Here is a 20,134-nt window from a genome sequence, read left to right as displayed (position 1 = left end):
AGCGCACTCACGTGGATGAGCGTCGTTAGTCACCATAGGGGGGCTGAGGTTGAGGCTGGCCGCAGAGACCACGTTAGATTCAAGGTCGGCTTTGGGCCGTGCGCGACAGAGTGGCAGAGGGAAGTCGAACACGATAAGGCGCCGCATCGCCGCAAGTCTGCTTTGAGCGCCATTCTGCCCTTCGCCCTACCGATTTGAACGACATTGTTCTGGCGGCGTAAGCCTGCCTTCACTGCAGACGCGAGTTCCGTCAAACAGTGTTTCCCAGGCAAACATTCGCCTTGGACCTACCGCCCCGGCGCATAGCCGATGCGCTGCAAAATGCCCCAATTCACCGATTTTCAGTTAAAACCTTGCAAGGGGCCCCGTCGCTTGCTAAATGACCCGGGCTAACGTTTTTCTTTTTCGACCCACTGTCTCCCGTTTTTCGGCGTCCAGTCTTTCGATCCAGACCGACCACGCCAGGTTGCCGCACGATGCGGGCATCACAAATCAGGAGACTACGGATATGGCCAATGGCACCGTAAAATGGTTCAACACGACTAAAGGCTTCGGCTTCATCGCACCCGACAACGGCGGCAACGATGTGTTTGTACACATTTCCGCCGTTGAGCGTTCCGGCCTGACCGGCCTGGCCGACAACCAAAAAGTAACTTTCGACATCGAATCCGGCCGTGACGGTCGTGAATCCGCTGTGAGCCTCGAACTGGCATAAGCCTTTACGAGCGAAGAGTTTTTGAAATGCGGCCCCTGATTGAGGGCCGCGTTTTGCGTTTCTAGCACAGTGTTCTGCGCTGTCTGGAAAACCTTTCCCAGCAGTTCTGTCAGGTTTGATCCGGAAGACGCACGCAGGCCCCAACAGAATGAATGTCTTCCTCTAATCCCTGCTGCCACCGTACCGGCCTGGCGGGACCGGGCGGGCACCAATGCCGTCTTTGGGATCAGCGACGCCAATCCGGAAGCGATCTTCACCTACGCGGCGCGTCAACTTTCCAAGCGCAACCTGGCATATCTGCACGTGCTTGAACCCGCGCTGGACAGCGGTAGCCCGATGTCTGCCGGTCTGCCGCTGCTCGCACCTGCGTTGCGGGAAGCGTACGACGGGCTGATGATCCTGAACGGTTCCCTCACACAACAAACTGGTCAAAGTGCTTTGACCTCCGACGCGGCGGACGCCATCGCATTTGGGGTTCCATTCATCTCAAACCCAGACCTTGTTGAACGGCTCAGAAACAACATCACTCTGAGTAAGCCGAACCCGGACACATTTTATGGAGGCGGTGCAGAGGGATATACTGACTACCCGGCCAAAGTACTCCAAAGCGCGTAAAAACTTAGATCATTCAGCCGCGCCTCGTCTCCACGAGCGCGGCTGAACATTTTTCGGCGCACTGGGTCATTTCATTTTAGTGTGACGGCCCGAACTCGAACTTGCCGGCTTAGGATGTGGCGTGAAGCTCGCCCAAGCCAACCACAGCGGTCACAAATCCTTCAAACTGCTTTTTCGGGGCAAATGGCTCCGGGTTCATCAAACCCTTCTGAACAGCGGGGCGTTCTGACACGCGCGCCCACCAGCGCTTTAAGTTGGCATTCTCATCCAGCGGCAACGTGCTACAGGCCGGGTGAACGACCAAAAGACGGATCCACGGAGCCACAGCCATGTCGGCAATCGTAAATTCATCGCCTGCGATATAGTCCTGCCCCTCCAGACGGGTGTTCAATACTGACAGGATCCGCGAGACTTCCGAGAAATAACGTTTTGTAACGGGCGGAAATTTATTTCCCCAGGCTGCTGCAAATACCAGATATTGCCCGAACATCGGCCCAAGCGAACCCATTTGAAACATCAAAGCTTCAACTGTCGCGGCGCGGGCCCTGGCCTCCGTCGGCAGAAACCGACCGGTTTTCTCGGCCAGGTACATCAAAATTGCACCGGATTCCGTCACCACCAACCCATCGTCTACCAACACCGGAATTTTTTGGTTCGGGTTCATCGCGGTGAATTCCGGCGTGGATTGCTCGCCACCCAGGAACACCTGGTGCGTGTTGTAAACAAGTCCCATTTCTTCAAGTGCGATGGAGATTTTCAAGCCATTCGGTGTTGCATCCGTATAGAGATCCAGCATTTTCTATCCTCGTCTGGTGCGCAAATGGGTAATCCAATGCGTCTGCTACTGAAAATAGTTCCCATAGAAAGCAGCAACAATTCTTGAAATCGCCACAAGGGTGGTGCAAATATCAACCAATGAACAGCTGGGATGATATACGTTACTTTTTGTCGGTCTCACGATCCGGCTCAGTCAGAGCGGCCGCGACAGCGCTGAATGTGAACCATTCAACCGTGCTCAGACGGGTTTCAAATCTTGAGGCTCAACTGGGTACGCAGCTGTTTGAAAAACTTCCTTCGGGATACCGGCTGACGCTCGCGGGCGAAGAGATCCTTGACCTGGCGACGAGCATGGAGGCGTCCTCTTCTCTGCTGCAAACCCGGGTCTTTGCCCGCGATCAGAACCTGAAAGGCCCGCTGCGCATAGCGATGCCGCCGTCGCTGGCCACTGACTTGCTGATGCCGGACCTTGCTACGTTTTCGCGACTTCACCCAGAAATAGAGCTTCAGATTTCGTCGTCTTATGAGGCGGTAAACCTGACCAAACGCCAGGCCGATCTGGCCATCCGTCTGGTTTACGACCAAGCGGCTTTGCCACAGCATCTCTTTGGGTCAGCCGTGCAGGACGTGCACCGAAGCGTTTATATATCGCAGGCGTTGCAAAGCGCTAATCAGAACGGCAATGCAAAAGTTCCAAAATGGATTTTGAAAGAGGAAGACGGCGATGTTCCATCCTGGGCATCAGACGTGGCAATCCCGGCTGACACACCTCCGGTCAAAGTTAGCGACCTCGCCTCACAGCTTGCTGCTGTGCGCGCGGGCATGGGCATGACAATTCTGCCATGTTTTGTGGGCGACATGGATCAATCCCTGACGCGGCTTAAGGGCGCTGCTACGCACTACTACGGTACGCTATGGATCCTTACCCACGGCGAGACCCGCAAAACAGCCCGGGTCCGGCTATTCGGCGATTTCATCAAGACCCGCATCTCGGCTTACAAGGATTTGCTTGGTGGTAGTGTGCCCATTGACCGGCTGCCACTGGGCTAATCGTTGCACCTTGGTGCAGTTTCGCACCAAGGAACGGCAAAACCCACGACTGTGAAGGCATGACCGCACTCTCTACCTGAAGTACATCAGCGAGAGGAAAACCCATGCCGAAAGTATCAACCCCGCTCCCCGGGGACAAAAACAGTTCCGTTGCCCTGGTCGAAGGCGCGATCAGAAACCCAGCAAACCCCAATCATTTCATGGTTGTGATGCCGGTGAAACAGCCTGTGCAAATCCACATCAATCAGACGCTTGTGGCGGAAACGACCCGTGCCTTGAGAGTCATTGAAATTGGCAATCATGCATACCAGCCCCGGTTATATATTCCGGAATCTGACGTCACAGCGAAACTGACAAAGGTGGACAAGACCACCCATTGTCCTCTGAAGGGGGACGCGACCTATTATGCATTTGGCGGCTCCGAAGTGGCGTGGCGCTACGACACATTCGACTTCGCAAACGTCCTGAACGGGCATCTGTCCTTTTCCGCCCCGGAGATGCGAACCACTGAGGGCGAATAATCTCCCTCACGACATTCTTTATTAATTCAGGAGGCCTGACATGGCAAAAATCACCTTAGAAAAAGCTGTAAATGCACCGCTGTCCGACGTTTGGAAGAGCTGGGACGCGTTCGCCGATATTTACACATTCCACCCCGGCATTGAAAACTCTTATCTGTTGGACGGCAGTCAGCCCACCGGAACCGGCGCCCGGCGGCGCTGCGATTTTGTTGGCGGTAAAAACCACGTGCTGGAAGAGATTGTCGCCTACGAGCCGGAGAAAAAACTGACGGTCAAAATCTACGACGGCAACATCCCCCTGAAAGTCGCGTTTGTGACCTTTGAGTTTCGCGCCCTGGGCCCTCAACGCACCCAAATCACAACAACCGCCGACTACGAAATGAAGATGGGTGTGCTGGGCAAACTAATTTCCCCGATCATGCGCAAGCAACTTGGAGCCGGTCTTGACGCATTGTTGGACGGCAACGCCGCCTTCATGACAGAACGTACAAAGGCAGCCTGACAGCAGGAACACGTCATCAAAGGCTGGCACAGAACGTTCCAGCCTTTTTATCTACACCCCAGAATGCTGAACGCCCCGCTGTTTTTGCAGAGCCGCCGTGATTAAAGTGGGGCAGGCGTCAGTAACGCTACACCAAACAGTCCGTCGGCATCTGTCCACATCTTCTGCATTTGCCACCCATTTTGATGCGCCAGCCCCTGCAGTTGTTCACGTGTGTACTTGTGCGAATTCTCCGTGTGAATGCTCTCACCGGCTGCGAACCGGATGGTTTTTCCGAGCAATTCAACCCTCTGAGCAACCTTGCTGATCAGATGCATTTCGATCCGGCTTTTGCCAGCTTTCCAGCGGGCTTCGTGGCGAAAACCACTCAGATCAAAATCTGCGCCGAGTTCACGGTTGATCCGAGTCAGAAGATTGAGATTGAACGCTGTAGTGACGCCCAGCTTATCATCATAAGCCCGGACAAGGGTCTGAGTGTCTTTGACCAGATCCACACCAATCACAAAGGCAGTTACGCCAGCCATCCCGCGCAACCGGCCAAGCAGCCTAGCCGCGTTATTGATCTGGAAATTGCCAAGCGTAGAACCGGGAAAAAACAGAATCTTAGATGTATTGTCCAAAGAGGATGGCAATACGATATCAGCAGTGAAATCCGCAACAACCGGATGAACATTAAGCGTTTCATATTCTGCTGCGACCTGATGGGCCGCAGCCTGCAGATGCTCCTGCGAGATATCAACCGGCACATAGCTTTGCAGACCAGGCAACGCATTCAGCAGGGTGCGCGTCTTGATGCTGGAACCACTGCCCAGTTCGACCAATGCCGTATGGGCGGACACAAACTCCTGCAAGCTGGCGACGTTGTCCTGAAGTATCCCAAGCTCGGTCCGGGTGGGGTAATACTCTTCCAGTTCGGTGATGGCATCAAACAATTGCGATCCGATGGCGTCATACAGCCATTTGCTTTCGATATGTTTTTGAGGCGCGCAAAGCCCGTTCAGGATGGAACGTGCAAACGCCGTTTCAGAAATACTCTGAGGCGCAAACGCAGTGACAGGCGGGTGGAGGGTCATGTGAGGCTTCCTTGAAGGTCAAAAACGTCGTCAGCAAGCCGGAGCCCAAGCATTTGCCAGCGTTGATGCGGGTAAAAGAACGTGCGGTAGCTCGGGCGCATCTGGTAGACAGGCGTGGCACAGGAGCCTCCGCGCAAAACAAACTGATTACACATGAACTTGCCGTTGTATTCGCCCACGGCCCCCTCGGGCGGACGAAATCCCGGATAGGGTGTGAACGGGCTTTGAGTCCATTCCCAGACATCCCCCCAGAATTGCCCATCCGACCGGTTGTCAGAAGGCAGTGGGCGGAAAGCCCCGTCGTCCAGAAAATTTCCTCTGACCGGGCGGTCCCGAGCAACAACTTCCCATTCTGCCTCGGTTGGTAACCGTTTCCCAGACCATCGTGCGAATGCGTCGGCCTCATAATAGCTCACATGAACGACAGGTGCATCCGAATCGATTGCTTGCGCGCCTTGCAGCGAATAGCTCCACCACGCGCCATCCTGTCGCCACCAATACAAGGGTGTGTCCCAGTTTTCGCGCTCACACGTTGCCCATCCATCGGCCAGCCACAATTCGGGCGTCTTATAACCACCTGCCTCGATAAATGCGATCCAGTCGCGGTTTGTCACCAAGCGGGAAGCCAGCCGGAAGGGGCGCAGATAGGCTTTGTGGCGGGGGCCTTCGCAGTCGTAGGCGAAACCGTCTCCATCATGGCCAATCTCAACCAGCCCGCCCGGATGCTCGATCCAACCGACCGGGACTGCAGCGGTAGCAGGTGCAGGCGTGGGTTCACGATATGCAGGCAGTAACGGATTGTGGGAGAGCGCGTGCAGCAGATCGGTGACAAGCAACTCCTGATGCTGCATTTCATGGTGGCAGCCAAGCGTCGCCAGCGCGCTGATTTCTTCCGCATTGGCACGATCCTCAGCCAGCAGCGCCAGCATTGCCGCATCAACATGCGCCCGGTAGGCTAGGACCGCGTCAACGCCAGGTCTCGAAATCAGGCCCCGGTTTGTTCGGGTATGACGTGGCCCCATTCTCACATAATATGAGTTGAACAGGAACGCGAACCGGTCATCCGGCGAAACATAGCCGGCAACGTGGGGCTTCAGGATGAACTGCTCAAAAAACCAACTGGTATGGGCCAGATGCCACTTAGCCGGGCTGGCGTCTTCCATTGATTGCAGCCCCATGTCCTCAGGCGACAGGTTCTTGACTAACGCCAGCGACCGACGCCGCGTGATCTGATAAAATTCGGCAGCGGGGGCATTTTCAGGCGCTGTCTCAAAGGACTGGTTTTGTTTTTCTAGCGCAAACACGGATAAATATCCCTTCACAATAATACACTACGGCACCCCGTGCGGATCCATACGACCCATCCGGGGTGCCACGTTTTGAGCAGTCGCAAACCATTTTCAGATACGGCGCAACCAGTCGGCCAGGCCCTGGCCAATTAAATGCGGGTGATCCTCCTGCAGAAAGTGGGTGCCAGCCCCGACAAAGCGGGTTTCAAGGTTCTTCACCTTTGCTGTCAGATAATCGACAACCCGCTTTGGCATCAGCGCCCCTGGTTCTGCATAGAACAGAAGTTTCGGGATCTCGCTCGACAGCAGCCATTCGCCGTTCCTGATCACCTCAGCCGTGGCGTGTTCCGGCAGCCCTGCAATCGGAACTTCGCGCGGCCATTGCAATGTCGGCAGGCGGCTTTCGGGTGTAGGATAAGGCGCGCGATAGGCCGCCATCTCAACTTCCGTCAGGCCGCGCATTACACCCATTTCCGGCAACAGTTTCTCAACAAAGAAATTGCCCTGCAAGACCATTTCTTCGCCAACTCCCGGTGTGCGCAGCGCTTTGAATAACTCGCCTATCTGAGGCCCCATCGCCTCATAGCTCGGCGCCGGAAGGCCGGGCGGAACAATCGCCTCCATGAACGCCATTGCGGTAACCTTGTCTGTGTTCAGGCGGGCATAACGCATCCCCAGTGCCGAACCCCAGTCATGGATCACCAGAATAATGTCTTTCAGTCCCAGCGCTTTGACAAACCCGTCGAGATACCTGGCATGCTCTTCAAACGTATAAGAAATATCTGGTTTTCCACTGTCGCCCATGCCGATCAGATCGGGCGCAATCGCCCGGTATCCGCCAGTGACATAGGGGATGATATTGCGCCACAGATATGACGAGGTAGGGTTGCCGTGGAGAAACAGAACCGGCTGACCCTCGCCCTCGTCAACATAGGCAATGTCGGAGCCTTCGACGCTGATTGTTTTCTTGGAAAAAGGAAAGTCCCCAGAAATAGCCAGGCCATAGGGGCTGGTTTCATTCGCTCCGACTGTCTGCGCAGCGGCAACTCCCGGCGTCGCCAGAACCGCAGCAACTGCACCCGATTTCAGTAAAGATCTGCGGCTCAGGCCAGATTGTGACTTTTGTGTCTTCGTTTTCAGCATTTCAGTTTCCTTTATTGAGAGATCAAGGGGAGGGGGATCAGCAAGTCACCACGACTTTGCCGACCTGAGTGTTGGATTCCATGTGGCGGAACGCGTCAGAAATTTCGGCAAGCGCGAATTCATTGCCCTCTGCTGTCGGGACATTTTTTCGACTTTGAACAGAGGCAAACAGAAGCCAATTTCGGCACGTAAACGCTCTGGATCGTTGAACAATTCATCCGCCATGTAACAGCTCAGCTGCGCGCCACTGCGTATCATCGCAAACACCGGCAGCAGCGTATTGGCGGCATCCGGGCCACCGTATTCACCGAACTTAACGACCTGTGTTGTTATCGCAGTTTCGCCGGTGCACTGATCCGTATGCGCCTGAAATGTCATCGCCTGTATCCTGTGGTGTTTCGCCTGGCCTGCCACTTCCCCCGAGCGAGAGAACTGTGGAGCTGGTGTGTTGCTGTGATCCACAGATAGTGGCGCAATTGAGCAGCGGAACCGTTGATTTATGCGGATTGTTGGTGCTAAATTGCACCAATGAATGATTGGGATGACCTTCGCTTTTTTCTGGCCATTGCGCGCAAAGGATCGATCCGAGGCGCGGCCGTGCTGCTTGGCGTGAACCACTCAACGGTTTCACGACGCATTGATGCTTTTGAAAAGAAACTCGGCACGCGCCTGTTTGAACGCCTGCCGTCCGGATATTTTATCACCCCGGCCGGCGAGGAAATGAGCCGTTCCGCCGCCAGGATCGAAGCTGAATTCGATACCATCGGACGACGGGTCACCGGCCGCGATGCGCAGCTTGAAGGCTTGCTCAGGGTCACGGTCCACGATTCCCTGGCCCAAAAACTGCTGATGCCGGATCTGGTCGCTTTTGGACGGGAGTATCCTGGCATCGAGCTGGAGCTGATTATCTCGCATTCAATGGCGGATCTTGCCCGGCGCGAAGCAGATGTTGCCATCCGGATCTCCAACGACCCACCAGACAGCCTCGTCGGCCGGCGAATTGTCCGCTATGCCACCTCTATCTATGCGTCACATGAGTATCTGGCGCAGCATGAAAATCTGAAAAATCACACTGATCTGACCTGGATTGGCTGGAACGACCGGGTGCCTGATCCGCAATGGGTACGCGACAGCCCTTATCCTGACGTGCCCGCCCGCAACCTCATTTATCACCCACTGACCCAACTGGAAGCAGTCAAAGCCGGAATGGGTTTGGCCATGTTGCCCTGTTTCATGGCCGACACAGAACCAACATTGCGCCGCGTTCCGCCCGCAACCGCCACACCCAACCGCGATATCTGGATTTTGACTCACGAGGATCTGCGTCACACGGCCCGCGTTCGTCTGTTCACCGATTTCATTGCAAAAGCGATGCTTGCCAGGAAAGATTTGCTCGAAGGCCGGAGTCCGATCAACAGCCCGGCCTCTGTCAGATGACGGAGTCTGCTGCGGCTTCCTTTCCGCCCTTTCGCGCCGAAATGTGCCTGGTGCAGCAATCGGGGCACGTCCCTCCGCCATAACTTTCGAGAAAGGCCCTTACTGGCCAATACTACGGGCGTACGTTCCGGACCGCCTTATTGGCTGATGGCTCCAAACCGCGCTGGCCCGGCGCACAACTCAGACTCCCCTGACAGGCGGCCATACAAGTGACCTGTTTTGTTTTGTGCCGTGCCACGCGCTCAGAGGGGGCACAGGGCGCTGAGTAAGATGTCAGCCTCATAGCCCCGGCCTGGTGCATGGAGTCGACGCTCAGCGGCGTTAAAATTGCGCATCCAAATTTAACGTGATTCTGCCAGGCCATTCCGTTCTGCCGGATCCTGCCTCGCCAGGCCTTTCGTCTCGCCAGGCGGTGCAGATCTGGTGTCGGTGATTTAGTCCTGATCTGGCGCGATCCGGGGCCAGGAGAGCCGGTTGTTTCAGATTGTCATGAAATCATGATAACAGATTGAATTTATAACATTTTTATCGCTCCGGGTCCTTCCCAGCCCTTTCGGTCTGCCGGGGGGAGCGCGGAGCCCGGAACTCGCCGATTCTGCTCAAGTTCTATGCGACAACGGGGTTTATGTACCGATCAGTCCAGTTTCAGCGGAGGGTGACCAGACCGGTTCGGTTTCTGCGGCGGCGCCTGCCGGGCACGGGATCGTGAGATGTGTTATCTCAAAAATTGTGGATGGGGAGCGGAACACCCCAGAACACCCTGGGTTTAGGGGGTGGGTCCGGTTTTTGTCCTTATTTATAAGGCTACAGAACAGTAGAACACCCAGAACACCCTATTTCTATAGAGTAATACTTTAAAGGAGGAGGCGTAAGGGCATTAGGGCAGGGATAATACACTGCCCCCTCATTCTGAGTAGAAAGAATGGGGGTTTGGGGTGTTCTGGGCTGTTCTGCGGCGCGTCGTAAGCGCCATAAGGTGCTGTAATATAACCTAAAAACAGCTAAAACACCTCCCTAACACCGGGGTGTTCCGGGGCTGTTCTGTTCTGGTTTTTGCCCGGTTTTCACATTTGTCGGGGCTAAAATCTGTTCTCACCTTTTCGTTGACAACTCACTCTGCCATCACTTGCCAATTATCTCATGAAACGAGAAAACAGGGAGAGACACTTTGGGACCGGCCGCTTTACACCTTATCGCCAACCCCGTTCAGGGTTACGCCGACGATACCAAAAGGGGGCGTGAAGGACGCAAAGCTCCTATTCCGAGACGACATCCATCTGGTGGCAGGCCTGGACGAGGGGGATCTCATGCGCGATGCCCTCACCTTTGACATCCTGATGTCGGTGATCGCGGACCGCCGCCTCACTGAGCTGCGCGAGCCGCCCCGGGCAGATCGTCGCCGCGCGGCCGGCGAACTGAAGCAGCTCGGGAAGCCGTCCGCCATGTGGACGCAGTTGGAATGGACGGTGGGCGAAACCGCGGCCGCTTCGGTTTGTGTCAAAGAGGCCACGGGTAGGTGCAGGACTGGTGGGACGCCAGGTCCCAGTCGTGGTCCGTGTAGGCCCACAGATCGCCTTGCATGTGGAAAGGAGGGCCGTCGTCCGCCGGCTGGATGTCGCAGGACCACGCGTCGAAGCCCCGCGCCCTGAACGCCCGGCGAACCACGCCGCTGCACTCGTAACCGATGAGAACACACGCGGCCCGGTCAATGGAGCAGGTCCCAGTCAGGGTCGACCTCGTCAGCGGGCACCCAGAGGTCGGTGGTTGTCACGCCCTTCCGCACCCACCAGCGGGCTTTTTTACCGCCCCGTGTGACATTCCCCTCCGGCGCCCAGTCCGTCAGTGTTTTCAGGGCCGCACTGATGATGTTTGGGGCGTTGCGCCCGAGGCCCCGGATGATCGGGTTATCGGCAAGGTCCTCCTGCACCGACGTTACGGACACATAGGCCCGCTTGTAGCGGATTCTGTCGTCCCTGACGTCCACGTCCTCGACGTCGCCGGCGTCGTCGAAAACCCCCTCTTTGTCGAGATACTCCGGAAGGATTTCAGCCACCTGTTCAAAGGGCTGGATGAGGCGCGCGTCCTCCCGCAGGTCGGTGGCCTCTGCAATGGCCTCATCCGACTTGAGCTTGACCATCAGCGCCCCCTCAGGCTGGGTTTTCCGCATTTCGCGGTAGCGGTGCAGCGCCTCGGCCCAGAGCTGATACCGGACTTCGATCAGACGCTTGAAGTCCACCACCCCGCCCTTGGGGATGCCACACTTGATTGGCAGGAACCTTGTGTTGCCCGACGAGTCTTTCAGATACTCACTCAGGTTTGTGGTGCCGGCGAAGATGCAGCGGCGCGGGAAGTTTTCTTCGTTCTTACGGTATGAAAGCCGGACCGTGTCGGAGGTCAGCGACAGGTGATTTTTCACGTCAAGCACGCTCGACCGCGACATCCCCGACAGCTCACCGAGTTCGACAATGAAGCTGTTGCGCTGCTGCTCGACCATCTCCTGCTTGTGTTTGAAGTCGGAGGAGAGAGTTACGTGGTATTTTTCGAACGCGAGGACCTGGAGCGCCCCGGACTTGCCGATGTCCTCCTCGCCCTCCAGCACGATCACTAGCCGGAACACACAGCCGGGCTCATAGGTCCGCAGGGCAGCACCCATAAAGAAAATATGGCCGCATTCGCGGTGGTAGGGCGTGTCTTCGGCCTTGAAAAAGTCGATGAAGAAAGTGTCGAGCCGCTCCACCCCGTCCCAGTCCTCACGCTCCATGTGCCGCTTGACCGGGTTGAAGCTGTTTTTCTGCGCCGCCAGCAGCGCCCCGGTGTGGAGTTGCAGATCGGTGACTTCCATTCCGTATCCGTCGAATTCCCGGGACTCCGAAAAACAGACCGCCAGGTTTGCAAAGTCGGTGTCGCTCACCGGCCTGCCATCGTGGCCATTGGGGATCGGCTCAAAGTGAAGGTCGCAATTCGGGAAATCCAGCGGCCGCAGGAGGTGCGGCGTCCCGGTCAGTTCGTTGGTTGCAATCGAATGGCAAATCCGGATGTCGTTGCACATGATCCGGCTGATGTTGGCTTTGGTCTTTTTGATATTGCCGTTTGTGTCGCGGGTCAGGCGGTTGACCCATTCCGGGATGGCCTTTTTCTTCGGTTTCTTCTTTTTCTTTGCCACCGGCTCGCCGTCATCATCCACCACTTCGAATTCACGTTCACTGAGGTCGTCCTCCTCGTCGTCATCGACCACCTCAAACGCCCTACAAGAAACATTACTGGCCGCAAGCTCGGCCGTCACCTCATCGTATTTCTGCAGCTCCTCGACCATCGCGATATATGACGGCAGATTGGTCGGGCTGGTGTTTTCGGGCTTGCCCTTGTCGAGGTCGCCGTAGAGGTGAAGGCGGACCATGTCAAAGGAGTTGCAGAGCTGCTCCCCAATCGGGTCAGAGCCGTGCTGTGAATAGATGAACAGCCCGTCGTCATAGACAATCGCGCCGTTTGAGCCTGTCCCCTGGATGTAATTATAGCGAACGTCGCTGCCCGGGCTGACACTCGGCTCGTAGACGTCAGGGAGGAAATCGGCGATGGCAGCTTCAATGTCGTAAGTCCGGCAGAACGCCCCGACCATGCCGCGCTTTGTTGTGGGGTCTTCAGCGCGAGTCCCCCGCTCCGACAGGCGCTTTTTTGTGCGCGTCTCGGAATAGGGCAGCAGAGTGTAGTCCTGCCAGTCGTAGTCAACCTCCTCAGCCAGGAACTTCTTTGCGTCGAGGATTTCGCCCTCATTGGCGAGACTCCAGAAATCCTGACCCTTCGAGATCGATGGCAGGTACATGAGCTGAGCGATGCGGAACGACACCTCGTCAACCGCATCCATCGACTCCGCGACCGTGGCGAACAGCATCGAGGCCATGATCCGCGAAATGGCGACGAAACGGACCTCGTCAACCGGCCCTTTGAGGGGGAGATACACGCGAAACTTTGGCTTTCCGGCCGTATGTGACCGGGTCGTGTGCGCCACAAACGTGTATGTGAAGAGCCCAGAAAGCTCGCTCATAAAATAGTCAAACTGCTTGCGTGTCGCGTTGTCGACGTCGAGGTTGATAAGATAGCGTTTTGTCACGTTTTCACGTTTGCGCCGCCCGCCTTTGCAGGGGCCGCCGACGACAAACTTGCCGCATTTCGCTTTTGCCTGGGCGTCAGGATCAAGCGCCATATATTGGGCGACGGTGAGGTTTTTATCGACCGTCGGCTCCTGCATCATCTCCTGGAACCCGGACCACGGAATTTCCCGGTTCTTGACCATTCCCATGTGTTCCAGGCCGTAGCCCTGTGCGAATTTTATCTGTGTGAGATCGGTATTCGATCTTTGTTTTTTAGCCATGTGAAACCTGACCCTCCGTCATAAAGGGTTAGGCTGAACGGAACTTAGCTGCCCGCTTCTCGGCTTTACGCGACTCGGAATTGCGCGCCGGATAGACAATTTCCTCTGGCAGGACAAAGTCGAAAAGCTCCTCGCGCAGAATCACATTGGCGGCGTCCGACTCACGGCTCAGCCGAATCAGATACTGCGCAACACGCAGCGACAGCCGGTTGTCTGTGAAGGACCGGTACATGGTTTGATTAGAGAACCCCAGCTCCCATGCGAGACGCGGAATGTCCAGTATTCCCTGACGTGTCCGGTACTCGGGAAACTTGTAAGTTATCAAATCATACAGGGGTCCGAAAGAATATTTGCGGCCGCTCAGATAGTTAAAATCTTGGGTGCTCATGGGCCTTACCTCATGTTCCTGGAGATGATCCTTGACTCATCGCTAGCATGAATGTTTGGTTGACCCAAGTAAAAATTGATTATTAGTTGAAATCCGGTTACCGATGGAAACCAACGCAAATTGGGAAGCAGAGGAGCGACGAAATGGCACTTGAAAACGTAGTGACGAATCTCGCTACGGCGTCGGATCGGAGCACGGCGGCGCTGATGGCGGCTGCAACAGGCGGGGAGCCCACGCCTTCGAAAGGCGGTCGTCCGCCCAAGGTAATGGTGGAGGAGAAGAAAGCTGCGGATGAGGTCGCACCCGAGAAGCCCGCCGCGAAAAAGCCCGCCGCGAAAATGACTCGCAAAAAGAAGCCTGCGGCGATTGAGGCGCGTGACGAAATCAGCCTCGTCGACATGCGTGCGCTGGCGAAAAGCTACATCCAGATCGACGACGCGAACGGCCGTGCACCGAACCGCGAAAACATCGCTGCGGCGTTTGATCACCTCAGCGTCACCAACCTTGGGAGCATTCCCGAGGACCGCGATATGCGGCGCATGGCGCTCTACCTCGACACCTGGATCGCAGGCAATGAAGTTAACTTTGAGGACCTGGACGGGAAGGTCGCTGAGTCACCCGACGACGACGAAGAAGACGACATGCTGGGCTGAGCTGCCCATCAACACAACAACATATAAGGAGTAATACATTGCAGAATCCAATAGCCTATAAATTATTGACCGATGCAGCCGATGCCATCAACGGCGAGCGTGCCGGAGACTACGGCCCTGCGATCAGGAATTTCGAAAAAATCGCCGGTCTCTGGACGGCTCTGCGGCCTGAAACCCCCGAGGGGTTCAAGGTGAAGTTCGAGCCGTCTGATGTCGCCACGATGCTGATGTGCGTCAAGCTCGCGCGGCTGCAGAACACACCGGACCACGAGGACTCGTGGAAAGACATCGCCGGTTATGCGGCGCTTGGGCACGAAGTGTCTTACGACGACGGCGATGGCGGCGAGGAGCTGACCGACCAGGAGAAAGACGTCGTCGGGGGGCATCCCGATCACTGGCTCCAGATTGCGAAAAGCGTAACGCATTCGGAGTTGATTGGGCGGGTTACCGATTTTGTAAACCGTTCAAAAGACTGCTGCGATTATGTCGATGCGTGCACAAAGGGCATTGGGTTTGCAAACGTTCTCGACATGGGCGGGGTCGACGATATCGCCCGGCTCTGGCTGCAGCTTGAACTGTACGACGTGGTCGGCCCCGAGCGCGCCGCAGTCCTCCGGGAGGCGCTCGACAACGAGATGAAAAAGTTTTTTGACGACTACGCTGCGGACCCGACTGTCACCCACCGGAGGCTGCCCTACCGTCCGCGCCCAACCCCGCCGGCCGGCTGCGTGACTGAAGGCGACGAAGACAGCGATCAGGAATACGTTCTGGAGCGGCTGCCGTACCGCCGGCACGCAACCTTGCAGCGCCGCAACCCAGTGGACAACGTCTCTCCCGAGAGGTTGCCCTACCGTTGGCCCGCACCCGAACAGGCGCAGAAGGGCTGATGTTGGGCGCTCACGCCAAATTCTCGCCGCCGTCGGCGCACCGCTGGCTCGTCTGCCCGAGGCAGTATGTTGCTGTCGACGACGGGCGGCGGCGATGGCAATGGCGGCGGGAGTTCATTCTGCGCGGCGGAGGGCACAGGCTCGCACACTGTTCGCGAATACTGTCTCAACTTCGAGCTGGAGCCGGTGGATTTTCTCGGCGACGTCGTGCAGATCGAAGGTTTCGAAACCACCATAGCAGAGGAGTCCGTCAAGGCGCTGACAGCGGGATTGAGCGGATAAGACTCCGCCCCGGTAAAAAATACTTCGAGCACCGGGTGACGCTTGTACGCTGGCTGCCTGACTGCTTGGGCACGCTGGACTGCGGCATTGTCGGTCGCGACGTGATTGCGCTCGATGGCCTCAAATACGGGGCAGGGATGCCGGTGCCGCCTGGGGGAACCGAGCAACTGCTCACCTGCGCGCTCGGGTTCTGGGACAATATCGTCCGGCACAAAACCGTGGTCACTGATTTTCTGCTGGTGATCGACCAGCCCCGGGCAGTCAGTGGCGGTGGCAAGTGGGAATGCACGCTCGACGAGCTGCTGGAACACGGCGAGCGTCTCACAAAAGAAGACGCGCGCATTGAGGCGATGTCGTCGGGCCTTGAAGACGGGTTTGCCCGGCGCAAACTGATCACGCCGACCCAGGCGAGGGAACTCCTGTCGGCAGACCCTGCCTGGCGGTGGCTGGCGAGGCAGATTGTGCAGTCAGACGTAAGGCCCGTTCCCGTGGATGAGGACGTCAAAAAGTAGGCGATTTCATCGCCTTGTAAGTTCGAGGTCGTGGATTTAGCTGCGACCTAAATGTCACGTTGGGTGAGCATAAAGGCGCCGAACGTGCGTAAACAAGAAGGGAAATACTGTGACAGAAAAAGACAAAAAAGAGAGAGGCCTGGGCGAAGTTTACCTGAAAGACGTGCGCCTGTCGTTTCCGCGCCTCTTTGAGAAAACATCTTCTGTCGACGGCGGCAAGAAAAAGTACCGCGCGAACTTCCTCATCGACCCTGTCGAAAAACTCGGCGCGAAAGTCATCAAAGCCATTGAGAAGGCGAAGAAAGCTGTCGAGAAAGAAAAGTGGGACAAGACGCCGAAATACAAAGACGACCGCTGCTGCTTCCAGGCAGGCGAAAACTTCACCGCAAGTGAGACCGGTGAAATTTACGGCGGCTATGAGGGGATGATGGTGCTCAAGGCGTCGGGCGACGGTCCCTTGAAACTCAAGTACAAAGGCAAAGGGGGCAATCTGACGCGGGATGACGACGACCCGTTTTACGCGGGCTGCCGTGTCGACGCGATTGTCCGCATCTATCCCATCACGAACAAAAAGCAGGGCGGCACCGGCCTTTTTGCTGGGCTTGAGGGTGTTTCCTTCCGTCGCGACGACGAGGCGTTCGGTGCCCCGGGTCTGAGCGATGACGCGTTTGAGGAAGTCGACGACGACGATGAATACGCTGACGACGAGGATGACGACGACGATCTCCTCGACTGATCACCCGGATCAAGTGCGGTGCTGGTTCTGGGTTGAGTTCCCGGCACCGCAGGCGTGGCTTCGCCAACGATCCGTGACGTGTCTCGCCGACATCCGATTGCGTCACGGATCATCGTAAAGTCACGGCCACGGACTCAACCTCCAGTTCGGAGGGCGGCACACGATCTGGTATGGCTTAACTCTGTCACTGAAGCGGTGCCAGCAGTTCGACGCGCGGCTCAGACGTCCAGGACAGGAGAGTCCGCACGTGTTCATCCACCACATTGTCGCTAGCGGCACGTTTGATGAAAGACTCGTGAAGCTCTTGGCAGGAAGGGCGAAAACGTAGCATCAGCTCACCAAAGTCACCAAATCATGCCACGAAAAGCCGTTTAAATTGAGTTTCTGCCGAAATGGATTGATAACTCACTTCTTCATTGAAAAAGGGGATTTTCAACTTTATCGTGATTTGCTATATGGTGTATCAGATGTGAGGACATTTTCATGAACACAGCATTAGAACACCGCAAGTCACCAGGCGCAGACAATTCCCTAGGCACTACTCCGGGCGAAACCCTTGGCGCGCGCCTGAAAGAGATGATGGCGCTGCACCCGCGCGCGCCCGCAGCTGAGCACGGCAGGCTGACATGGCTCCGCAACGAGTTAGAAGAAGTTTCCGGCGTAAAAGTTTCGCTGGAAACCGTCCGCAAGTGGGCCGCTGACGAAACCATCCCGCGCCCATCCAAACTGCCCGCGCTGGCGAAGGCGCTGGACGTCGATGAAGCCTGGCTGTCGCTTGGTCGCAAACCCACACTCACGCTGAAAGAAACGCGCCACGAGGTCCGGTCAGCGCAGAGCGCCTCGCTCTACGTCGCCGGTATCCTCGGGATGGCAGGCGTCAACGTCGCCTTCGCCGACGAAAAGGATGAATCCGGGACGCATATGTACGCGATCTCTTCAGGCTACCATGTTCCCGTCTGCGTGGCGCTGGCCGAGGAGGCTGACGCGACAGTCACGGTGAGCCTTGACGGCGTGAAAGGCGAGCAGGTCACTCTGGCGGTCCTCCCGCGCGGTAGGGATACGTTCCTGGTCTTCGACGTCACCCAGGCAGACTTCGCCCCCCGAGGCGGCCATTGCGCTGCTGTGTTCACCCTGGAAGACGGTGCGGTGAAACAGACGGGGACCGACGTGGTTTGCCCCCGCGTGACGAACATCGGCAAGATTCACAAACTCGGAAAATAAACCCGCCGCCACGTCCCGCGTGCTCGGCCACCGTCGTCCTCCCAAGAGCGGCGGTATTTACGCTCCCCGGTTCGATTCCCGAAAGGACAGTGGTTCGAGTCCCGGCGTCCCGAAAAAAGTTAAAACCCTGATTGCGCCCGACGAGGACCTCCGATTGTTTCTCCGGTGTTTCCCCAGATGTAAAAACTATCTTATAAGTCGTTGAAATCATGCAGAGTACTGTTCCGGCCAGCGGTACCACATTGAATTTAAAGAGGGTTTCTGCCCCTTCATTTTCGGCGTGATCACATCCATTACTCATTCATTACTCGCTTTGTTCTGGGTGCTTGTTTGACGCAGTTCAATAACGCGACTGATCCCTTGCAATTTGTCGCGCGCGTAGATGTCTGTCGCGGACATTTGGGTGTGCTGTGCAGCGTCGCGCAGCGCATATGGATCAGCGGCCATGTTCTTTGCTTCGGTTGCGGAAGCGCCGGCACGTGGGCCGGTTCGGGTGTTCATGCCACGTCAGTTGGGCAAGGATCGCGAGGGCAACTTTGTTACGGATCGCGACGGAAACCTTGTTCGGCTGGATGTCGGATATCAGGGGCGCAAAGCCATGCAGCGGGCCGACGCGTTTGGCGTGATGCAAGTGCAGGCCCGCAAGCGGGTGTTCACTGCCGGACAAATTGAAGCGGGCTACGGCTATGCTGCCCTGTTTGAACGCTATGCCAATGCCGGTGTGCGCTGTTCGTCGCTTGAGGTGATGCCGTCAGGTTCTGGCGGCGGTGGTGAATACATCGATGCTTTGTTTGATCTGGGTAGGCGGCTGCGATTGATCCAGTCCCGGATCGGTGGCGGGCTGGCAAAAGAGATCATGCGCAGTAAGCCTGGCACAGATGCGCGCCGGGTGATCACTGACCGGCAACAGGTGGATCAGGTCTGTCTGGCGGGCAAGACGATTTCGCAAGTGCTGAGGTATTACGGTTCGATCAACATCGAAGCGCTTTTCGGGCGCAAGGCGTGGGTCGGGCTGGAGCTGTCCAGCAAGGTGGACACGACTGCAATCGTGATCGCCATACCGGTTGATGGTCTGATTTATCTGATTTCGTTCACCTTCCTGCCGGTCGACCCCAAAGGGTTCATCCAGCGGGCGCAGATGGAAAAACGCGAGTATTTCGCCTGGCGCGATGATGGCTGGCTTGAGGTTCACACGGGCGGGTCGATTGATGAGGCTGAAATCGTCAACCGGCTTGATTGGGTACGGCAAAAACTCGATCTGCAAGAGTTCGCATATGACCCGTGGGGCATGAAATATCTGGCCGATGAACTGGACAAAAAACGCTTCCCGATGGTCGAACTTCGGCAGGGTTATGCATCGATGTCAAACCCGATGAAGCGGTTTGAAGAAAAGATTGCCCAGAACAAGATCCGGCACGGGGGAAACCCGGTGCCGGCCTGGCAGATCGGCAATGTTAACCGCGACGAAGACGCGGCGGAAAATGTGAAACCGAATAAGAAAAAATCCAACGGGCGGATCAATGCCGCCGTTGCCGCCATTGTTGGACTGCAATCCTTCGTGGCTAATATCGAGTTAACGCAATTGCCGTGAAATCGCCCCATGCAAACTGGGTCATTCACCAATACAGCAGATCACCGCGACCGGAATGTCCCGTCAGGGATGGTTCGGGCGGAACGCATTGAAGCGGCCTTCGCCAATCTCGATCACCCGGAAACAATCCTTTACGAACTGCCAGCGGACGTTGTCTGGCCCAGGAGGGGCGGCGAAAGCATCTGGTGGGAAATCGGGCAACATCCGGATAAACCCATTGTGCCTTTCAAATTGCATTTGGTCTGAGCGTCGGATTGACCAGCCGGGGATTTGGTCTCTGACAATAGCCAGCCATGTGCAGTTGCAGCATTTTGTCAGTATGGGCGGAGAGCAATATTTCGCTGCGATCAGCACCAATGACTGCTGAGCGGGG

At 56.6% G+C, this 20,134-nt stretch carries 21 protein-coding genes; 13 read left to right on the top strand and 8 right to left on the bottom strand.

Going from position 1 to position 20,134, the window contains the following annotated elements; translation table 11 throughout:
• Positions 1-508: 508 nt before the first annotated feature.
• Both DWA01_RS07865 and DWA01_RS07860 read left to right on the top strand, forming a co-directional pair.
• The gene (locus tag DWA01_RS07865; RefSeq protein WP_114285293.1) at positions 509-715 is read left to right on the top strand and encodes a cold-shock protein; all 207 of its coding nucleotides are present in this window, start codon (positions 509-511) and stop codon (positions 713-715) included.
• A gap of 39 nt (positions 716-754) precedes the next feature.
• Positions 755-1,330 carry a beta/alpha barrel domain-containing protein gene (locus DWA01_RS07860; protein WP_114285292.1) on the top strand — a complete coding sequence of 192 codons (576 nt, stop codon included), beginning with the start codon at positions 755-757 and terminating at the stop codon, positions 1,328-1,330.
• 109 nt (positions 1,331-1,439) lie between these two features.
• On the opposite strand, the gene DWA01_RS07855 is transcribed toward DWA01_RS07860, so the two are convergent.
• Entirely contained in the window at positions 1,440-2,126 is a 687-nt protein-coding gene (locus DWA01_RS07855; RefSeq protein WP_114285291.1) for a glutathione S-transferase family protein, read from the bottom strand.
• 119 nt (positions 2,127-2,245) lie between these two features.
• Between DWA01_RS07855 and DWA01_RS07850 the strand changes: the two genes are divergently transcribed.
• From DWA01_RS07850 to DWA01_RS07840, 3 genes are all read left to right on the top strand, one after another.
• The gene (locus DWA01_RS07850; protein WP_114285290.1) at positions 2,246-3,157 is read left to right on the top strand and encodes a LysR family transcriptional regulator; all 912 of its coding nucleotides are present in this window, start codon (positions 2,246-2,248) and stop codon (positions 3,155-3,157) included.
• A 104-nt stretch (positions 3,158-3,261) separates the two neighbouring features.
• Positions 3,262-3,678, top strand: a complete 417-nt coding sequence (locus tag DWA01_RS07845; RefSeq protein ID WP_114285289.1) for a DUF427 domain-containing protein — start codon at positions 3,262-3,264, stop codon at positions 3,676-3,678.
• A gap of 40 nt (positions 3,679-3,718) precedes the next feature.
• Complete coding sequence (locus DWA01_RS07840; protein WP_114285288.1) at positions 3,719-4,180, top strand: SRPBCC family protein; 462 nt, start codon at positions 3,719-3,721, stop codon at positions 4,178-4,180.
• A gap of 101 nt (positions 4,181-4,281) precedes the next feature.
• Here the strand turns inward: DWA01_RS07840 and egtD are convergent, their stop codons facing one another.
• From egtD to DWA01_RS07820, 4 genes are all read right to left on the bottom strand, one after another.
• Positions 4,282-5,253 (bottom strand): L-histidine N(alpha)-methyltransferase, encoded by a 972-nt coding sequence (gene egtD, locus DWA01_RS07835; RefSeq protein WP_114285287.1) that lies wholly within the window; start codon positions 5,251-5,253, stop codon positions 4,282-4,284.
• Entirely contained in the window at positions 5,250-6,557 is a 1,308-nt protein-coding gene (egtB, locus tag DWA01_RS07830; protein WP_268807708.1) for an ergothioneine biosynthesis protein EgtB, read from the bottom strand. The genes egtD and egtB overlap by 4 nt, the downstream gene beginning before the upstream one ends.
• 96 nt (positions 6,558-6,653) lie before the next feature.
• Positions 6,654-7,685 carry a haloalkane dehalogenase gene (locus DWA01_RS07825; protein WP_114285286.1) on the bottom strand — a complete coding sequence of 344 codons (1,032 nt, stop codon included), beginning with the start codon at positions 7,683-7,685 and terminating at the stop codon, positions 6,654-6,656.
• 45 nt (positions 7,686-7,730) lie between these two features.
• Positions 7,731-8,303, bottom strand: coding sequence for a hypothetical protein (locus tag DWA01_RS07820; protein ID WP_200832523.1), 573 nt, complete (start codon positions 8,301-8,303; stop codon positions 7,731-7,733).
• On the opposite strand from DWA01_RS07820, the gene DWA01_RS07815 reads away from it, so the two are divergent.
• Entirely contained in the window at positions 8,283-9,122 is an 840-nt protein-coding gene (locus DWA01_RS07815; protein WP_235008464.1) for a LysR family transcriptional regulator, read from the top strand. The genes DWA01_RS07820 and DWA01_RS07815 overlap by 21 nt on opposite strands.
• 1,705 nt (positions 9,123-10,827) lie before the next feature.
• On the opposite strand, the gene DWA01_RS07805 is transcribed toward DWA01_RS07815, so the two are convergent.
• Together DWA01_RS07805 and DWA01_RS07800 are read right to left on the bottom strand one after the other, a co-directional pair.
• A complete protein-coding gene (locus tag DWA01_RS07805; RefSeq protein ID WP_114285282.1) occupies positions 10,828-13,491 on the bottom strand; it encodes a virulence-associated E family protein in 2,664 nt (887 codons plus the stop codon).
• Between the two features lie 28 nt (positions 13,492-13,519).
• The gene (locus DWA01_RS07800; protein ID WP_114285281.1) at positions 13,520-13,879 is read right to left on the bottom strand and encodes a hypothetical protein; all 360 of its coding nucleotides are present in this window, start codon (positions 13,877-13,879) and stop codon (positions 13,520-13,522) included.
• A 143-nt stretch (positions 13,880-14,022) separates the two neighbouring features.
• On the opposite strand from DWA01_RS07800, the gene DWA01_RS07795 reads away from it, so the two are divergent.
• The 6 genes from DWA01_RS07795 to DWA01_RS07775 all read left to right on the top strand — a co-directional run bounded on the left by DWA01_RS07795 (position 14,023) and on the right by DWA01_RS07775 (position 18,170).
• A complete protein-coding gene (locus DWA01_RS07795) occupies positions 14,023-14,532 on the top strand; it encodes a hypothetical protein (protein WP_114285280.1) in 510 nt (169 codons plus the stop codon).
• A gap of 38 nt (positions 14,533-14,570) precedes the next feature.
• Positions 14,571-15,419, top strand: coding sequence for a DUF6378 domain-containing protein (locus DWA01_RS07790; protein WP_136057689.1), 849 nt, complete (start codon positions 14,571-14,573; stop codon positions 15,417-15,419).
• A gap of 66 nt (positions 15,420-15,485) precedes the next feature.
• Positions 15,486-15,701, top strand: a complete 216-nt coding sequence (locus DWA01_RS23090) for a hypothetical protein (RefSeq protein ID WP_160115978.1) — start codon at positions 15,486-15,488, stop codon at positions 15,699-15,701.
• Positions 15,702-15,736: 35 nt separating this feature from the next.
• On the top strand, positions 15,737-16,213 hold the full coding sequence (locus DWA01_RS23085; protein WP_160115977.1) for a DUF2800 domain-containing protein: 477 nt from the start codon (positions 15,737-15,739) through the stop codon (positions 16,211-16,213).
• 109 nt (positions 16,214-16,322) lie between these two features.
• Entirely contained in the window at positions 16,323-16,949 is a 627-nt protein-coding gene (locus DWA01_RS07780) for an ssDNA-binding protein (RefSeq protein WP_114285277.1), read from the top strand.
• Between the two features lie 483 nt (positions 16,950-17,432).
• Complete coding sequence (locus tag DWA01_RS07775) at positions 17,433-18,170, top strand: helix-turn-helix domain-containing protein (RefSeq protein WP_114285276.1); 738 nt, start codon at positions 17,433-17,435, stop codon at positions 18,168-18,170.
• A 297-nt stretch (positions 18,171-18,467) separates the two neighbouring features.
• Here the strand turns inward: DWA01_RS07775 and DWA01_RS23255 are convergent, their stop codons facing one another.
• Entirely contained in the window at positions 18,468-18,617 is a 150-nt protein-coding gene (locus tag DWA01_RS23255) for a hypothetical protein (RefSeq protein WP_200832522.1), read from the bottom strand.
• On the opposite strand from DWA01_RS23255, the gene DWA01_RS07770 reads away from it, so the two are divergent.
• Complete coding sequence (locus tag DWA01_RS07770) at positions 18,616-19,761, top strand: terminase TerL endonuclease subunit (protein WP_235008463.1); 1,146 nt, start codon at positions 18,616-18,618, stop codon at positions 19,759-19,761. The two genes, DWA01_RS23255 and DWA01_RS07770, sit on opposite strands and share 2 nt — an antisense overlap.
• Positions 19,762-20,134: the final 373 nt, after the last annotated feature.

The sequence above is a fragment of the Candidatus Halocynthiibacter alkanivorans genome, assembly GCF_003333265.1.
Taxonomy (GTDB): domain Bacteria; phylum Pseudomonadota; class Alphaproteobacteria; order Rhodobacterales; family Rhodobacteraceae; genus Halocyntiibacter_A; species Halocyntiibacter_A alkanivorans.
Note: the sequence above shows the minus strand (reverse complement) of the source record. Positions and strands in the feature narration are given on the sequence as shown.

What these genes read in the sequence shown, in the direction of transcription:
- DWA01_RS07865 (WP_114285293.1), top strand. Translation starts at nt 509, where the DNA reads ATGGCCAATGGCACCGTAAAATGGTTCAACACGACTAAAGGCTTCGGC.
- DWA01_RS07855 (WP_114285291.1), bottom strand. Translation starts at nt 2,126, where the DNA reads ATGCTGGATCTCTATACGGATGCAACACCGAATGGCTTGAAAATCTCC.
- DWA01_RS07850 (WP_114285290.1), top strand. Translation starts at nt 2,246, where the DNA reads ATGAACAGCTGGGATGATATACGTTACTTTTTGTCGGTCTCACGATCC.
- DWA01_RS07845 (WP_114285289.1), top strand. Translation starts at nt 3,262, where the DNA reads ATGCCGAAAGTATCAACCCCGCTCCCCGGGGACAAAAACAGTTCCGTT.
- DWA01_RS07840 (WP_114285288.1), top strand. Translation starts at nt 3,719, where the DNA reads ATGGCAAAAATCACCTTAGAAAAAGCTGTAAATGCACCGCTGTCCGAC.
- egtD (WP_114285287.1), bottom strand. Translation starts at nt 5,253, where the DNA reads ATGACCCTCCACCCGCCTGTCACTGCGTTTGCGCCTCAGAGTATTTCT.
- DWA01_RS07825 (WP_114285286.1), bottom strand. Translation starts at nt 7,685, where the DNA reads ATGCTGAAAACGAAGACACAAAAGTCACAATCTGGCCTGAGCCGCAGA.
- DWA01_RS07805 (WP_114285282.1), bottom strand. Translation starts at nt 13,491, where the DNA reads ATGGCTAAAAAACAAAGATCGAATACCGATCTCACACAGATAAAATTC.
- DWA01_RS07800 (WP_114285281.1), bottom strand. Translation starts at nt 13,879, where the DNA reads ATGAGCACCCAAGATTTTAACTATCTGAGCGGCCGCAAATATTCTTTC.
- DWA01_RS07795 (WP_114285280.1), top strand. Translation starts at nt 14,023, where the DNA reads ATGGCACTTGAAAACGTAGTGACGAATCTCGCTACGGCGTCGGATCGG.
- DWA01_RS23090 (WP_160115978.1), top strand. Translation starts at nt 15,486, where the DNA reads ATGTTGCTGTCGACGACGGGCGGCGGCGATGGCAATGGCGGCGGGAGT.
- DWA01_RS07775 (WP_114285276.1), top strand. Translation starts at nt 17,433, where the DNA reads ATGAACACAGCATTAGAACACCGCAAGTCACCAGGCGCAGACAATTCC.
- DWA01_RS07770 (WP_235008463.1), top strand. Translation starts at nt 18,616, where the DNA reads ATGTTCTTTGCTTCGGTTGCGGAAGCGCCGGCACGTGGGCCGGTTCGG.
- DWA01_RS23255 (WP_200832522.1), bottom strand. Translation starts at nt 18,617, where the DNA reads ATGGCCGCTGATCCATATGCGCTGCGCGACGCTGCACAGCACACCCAA.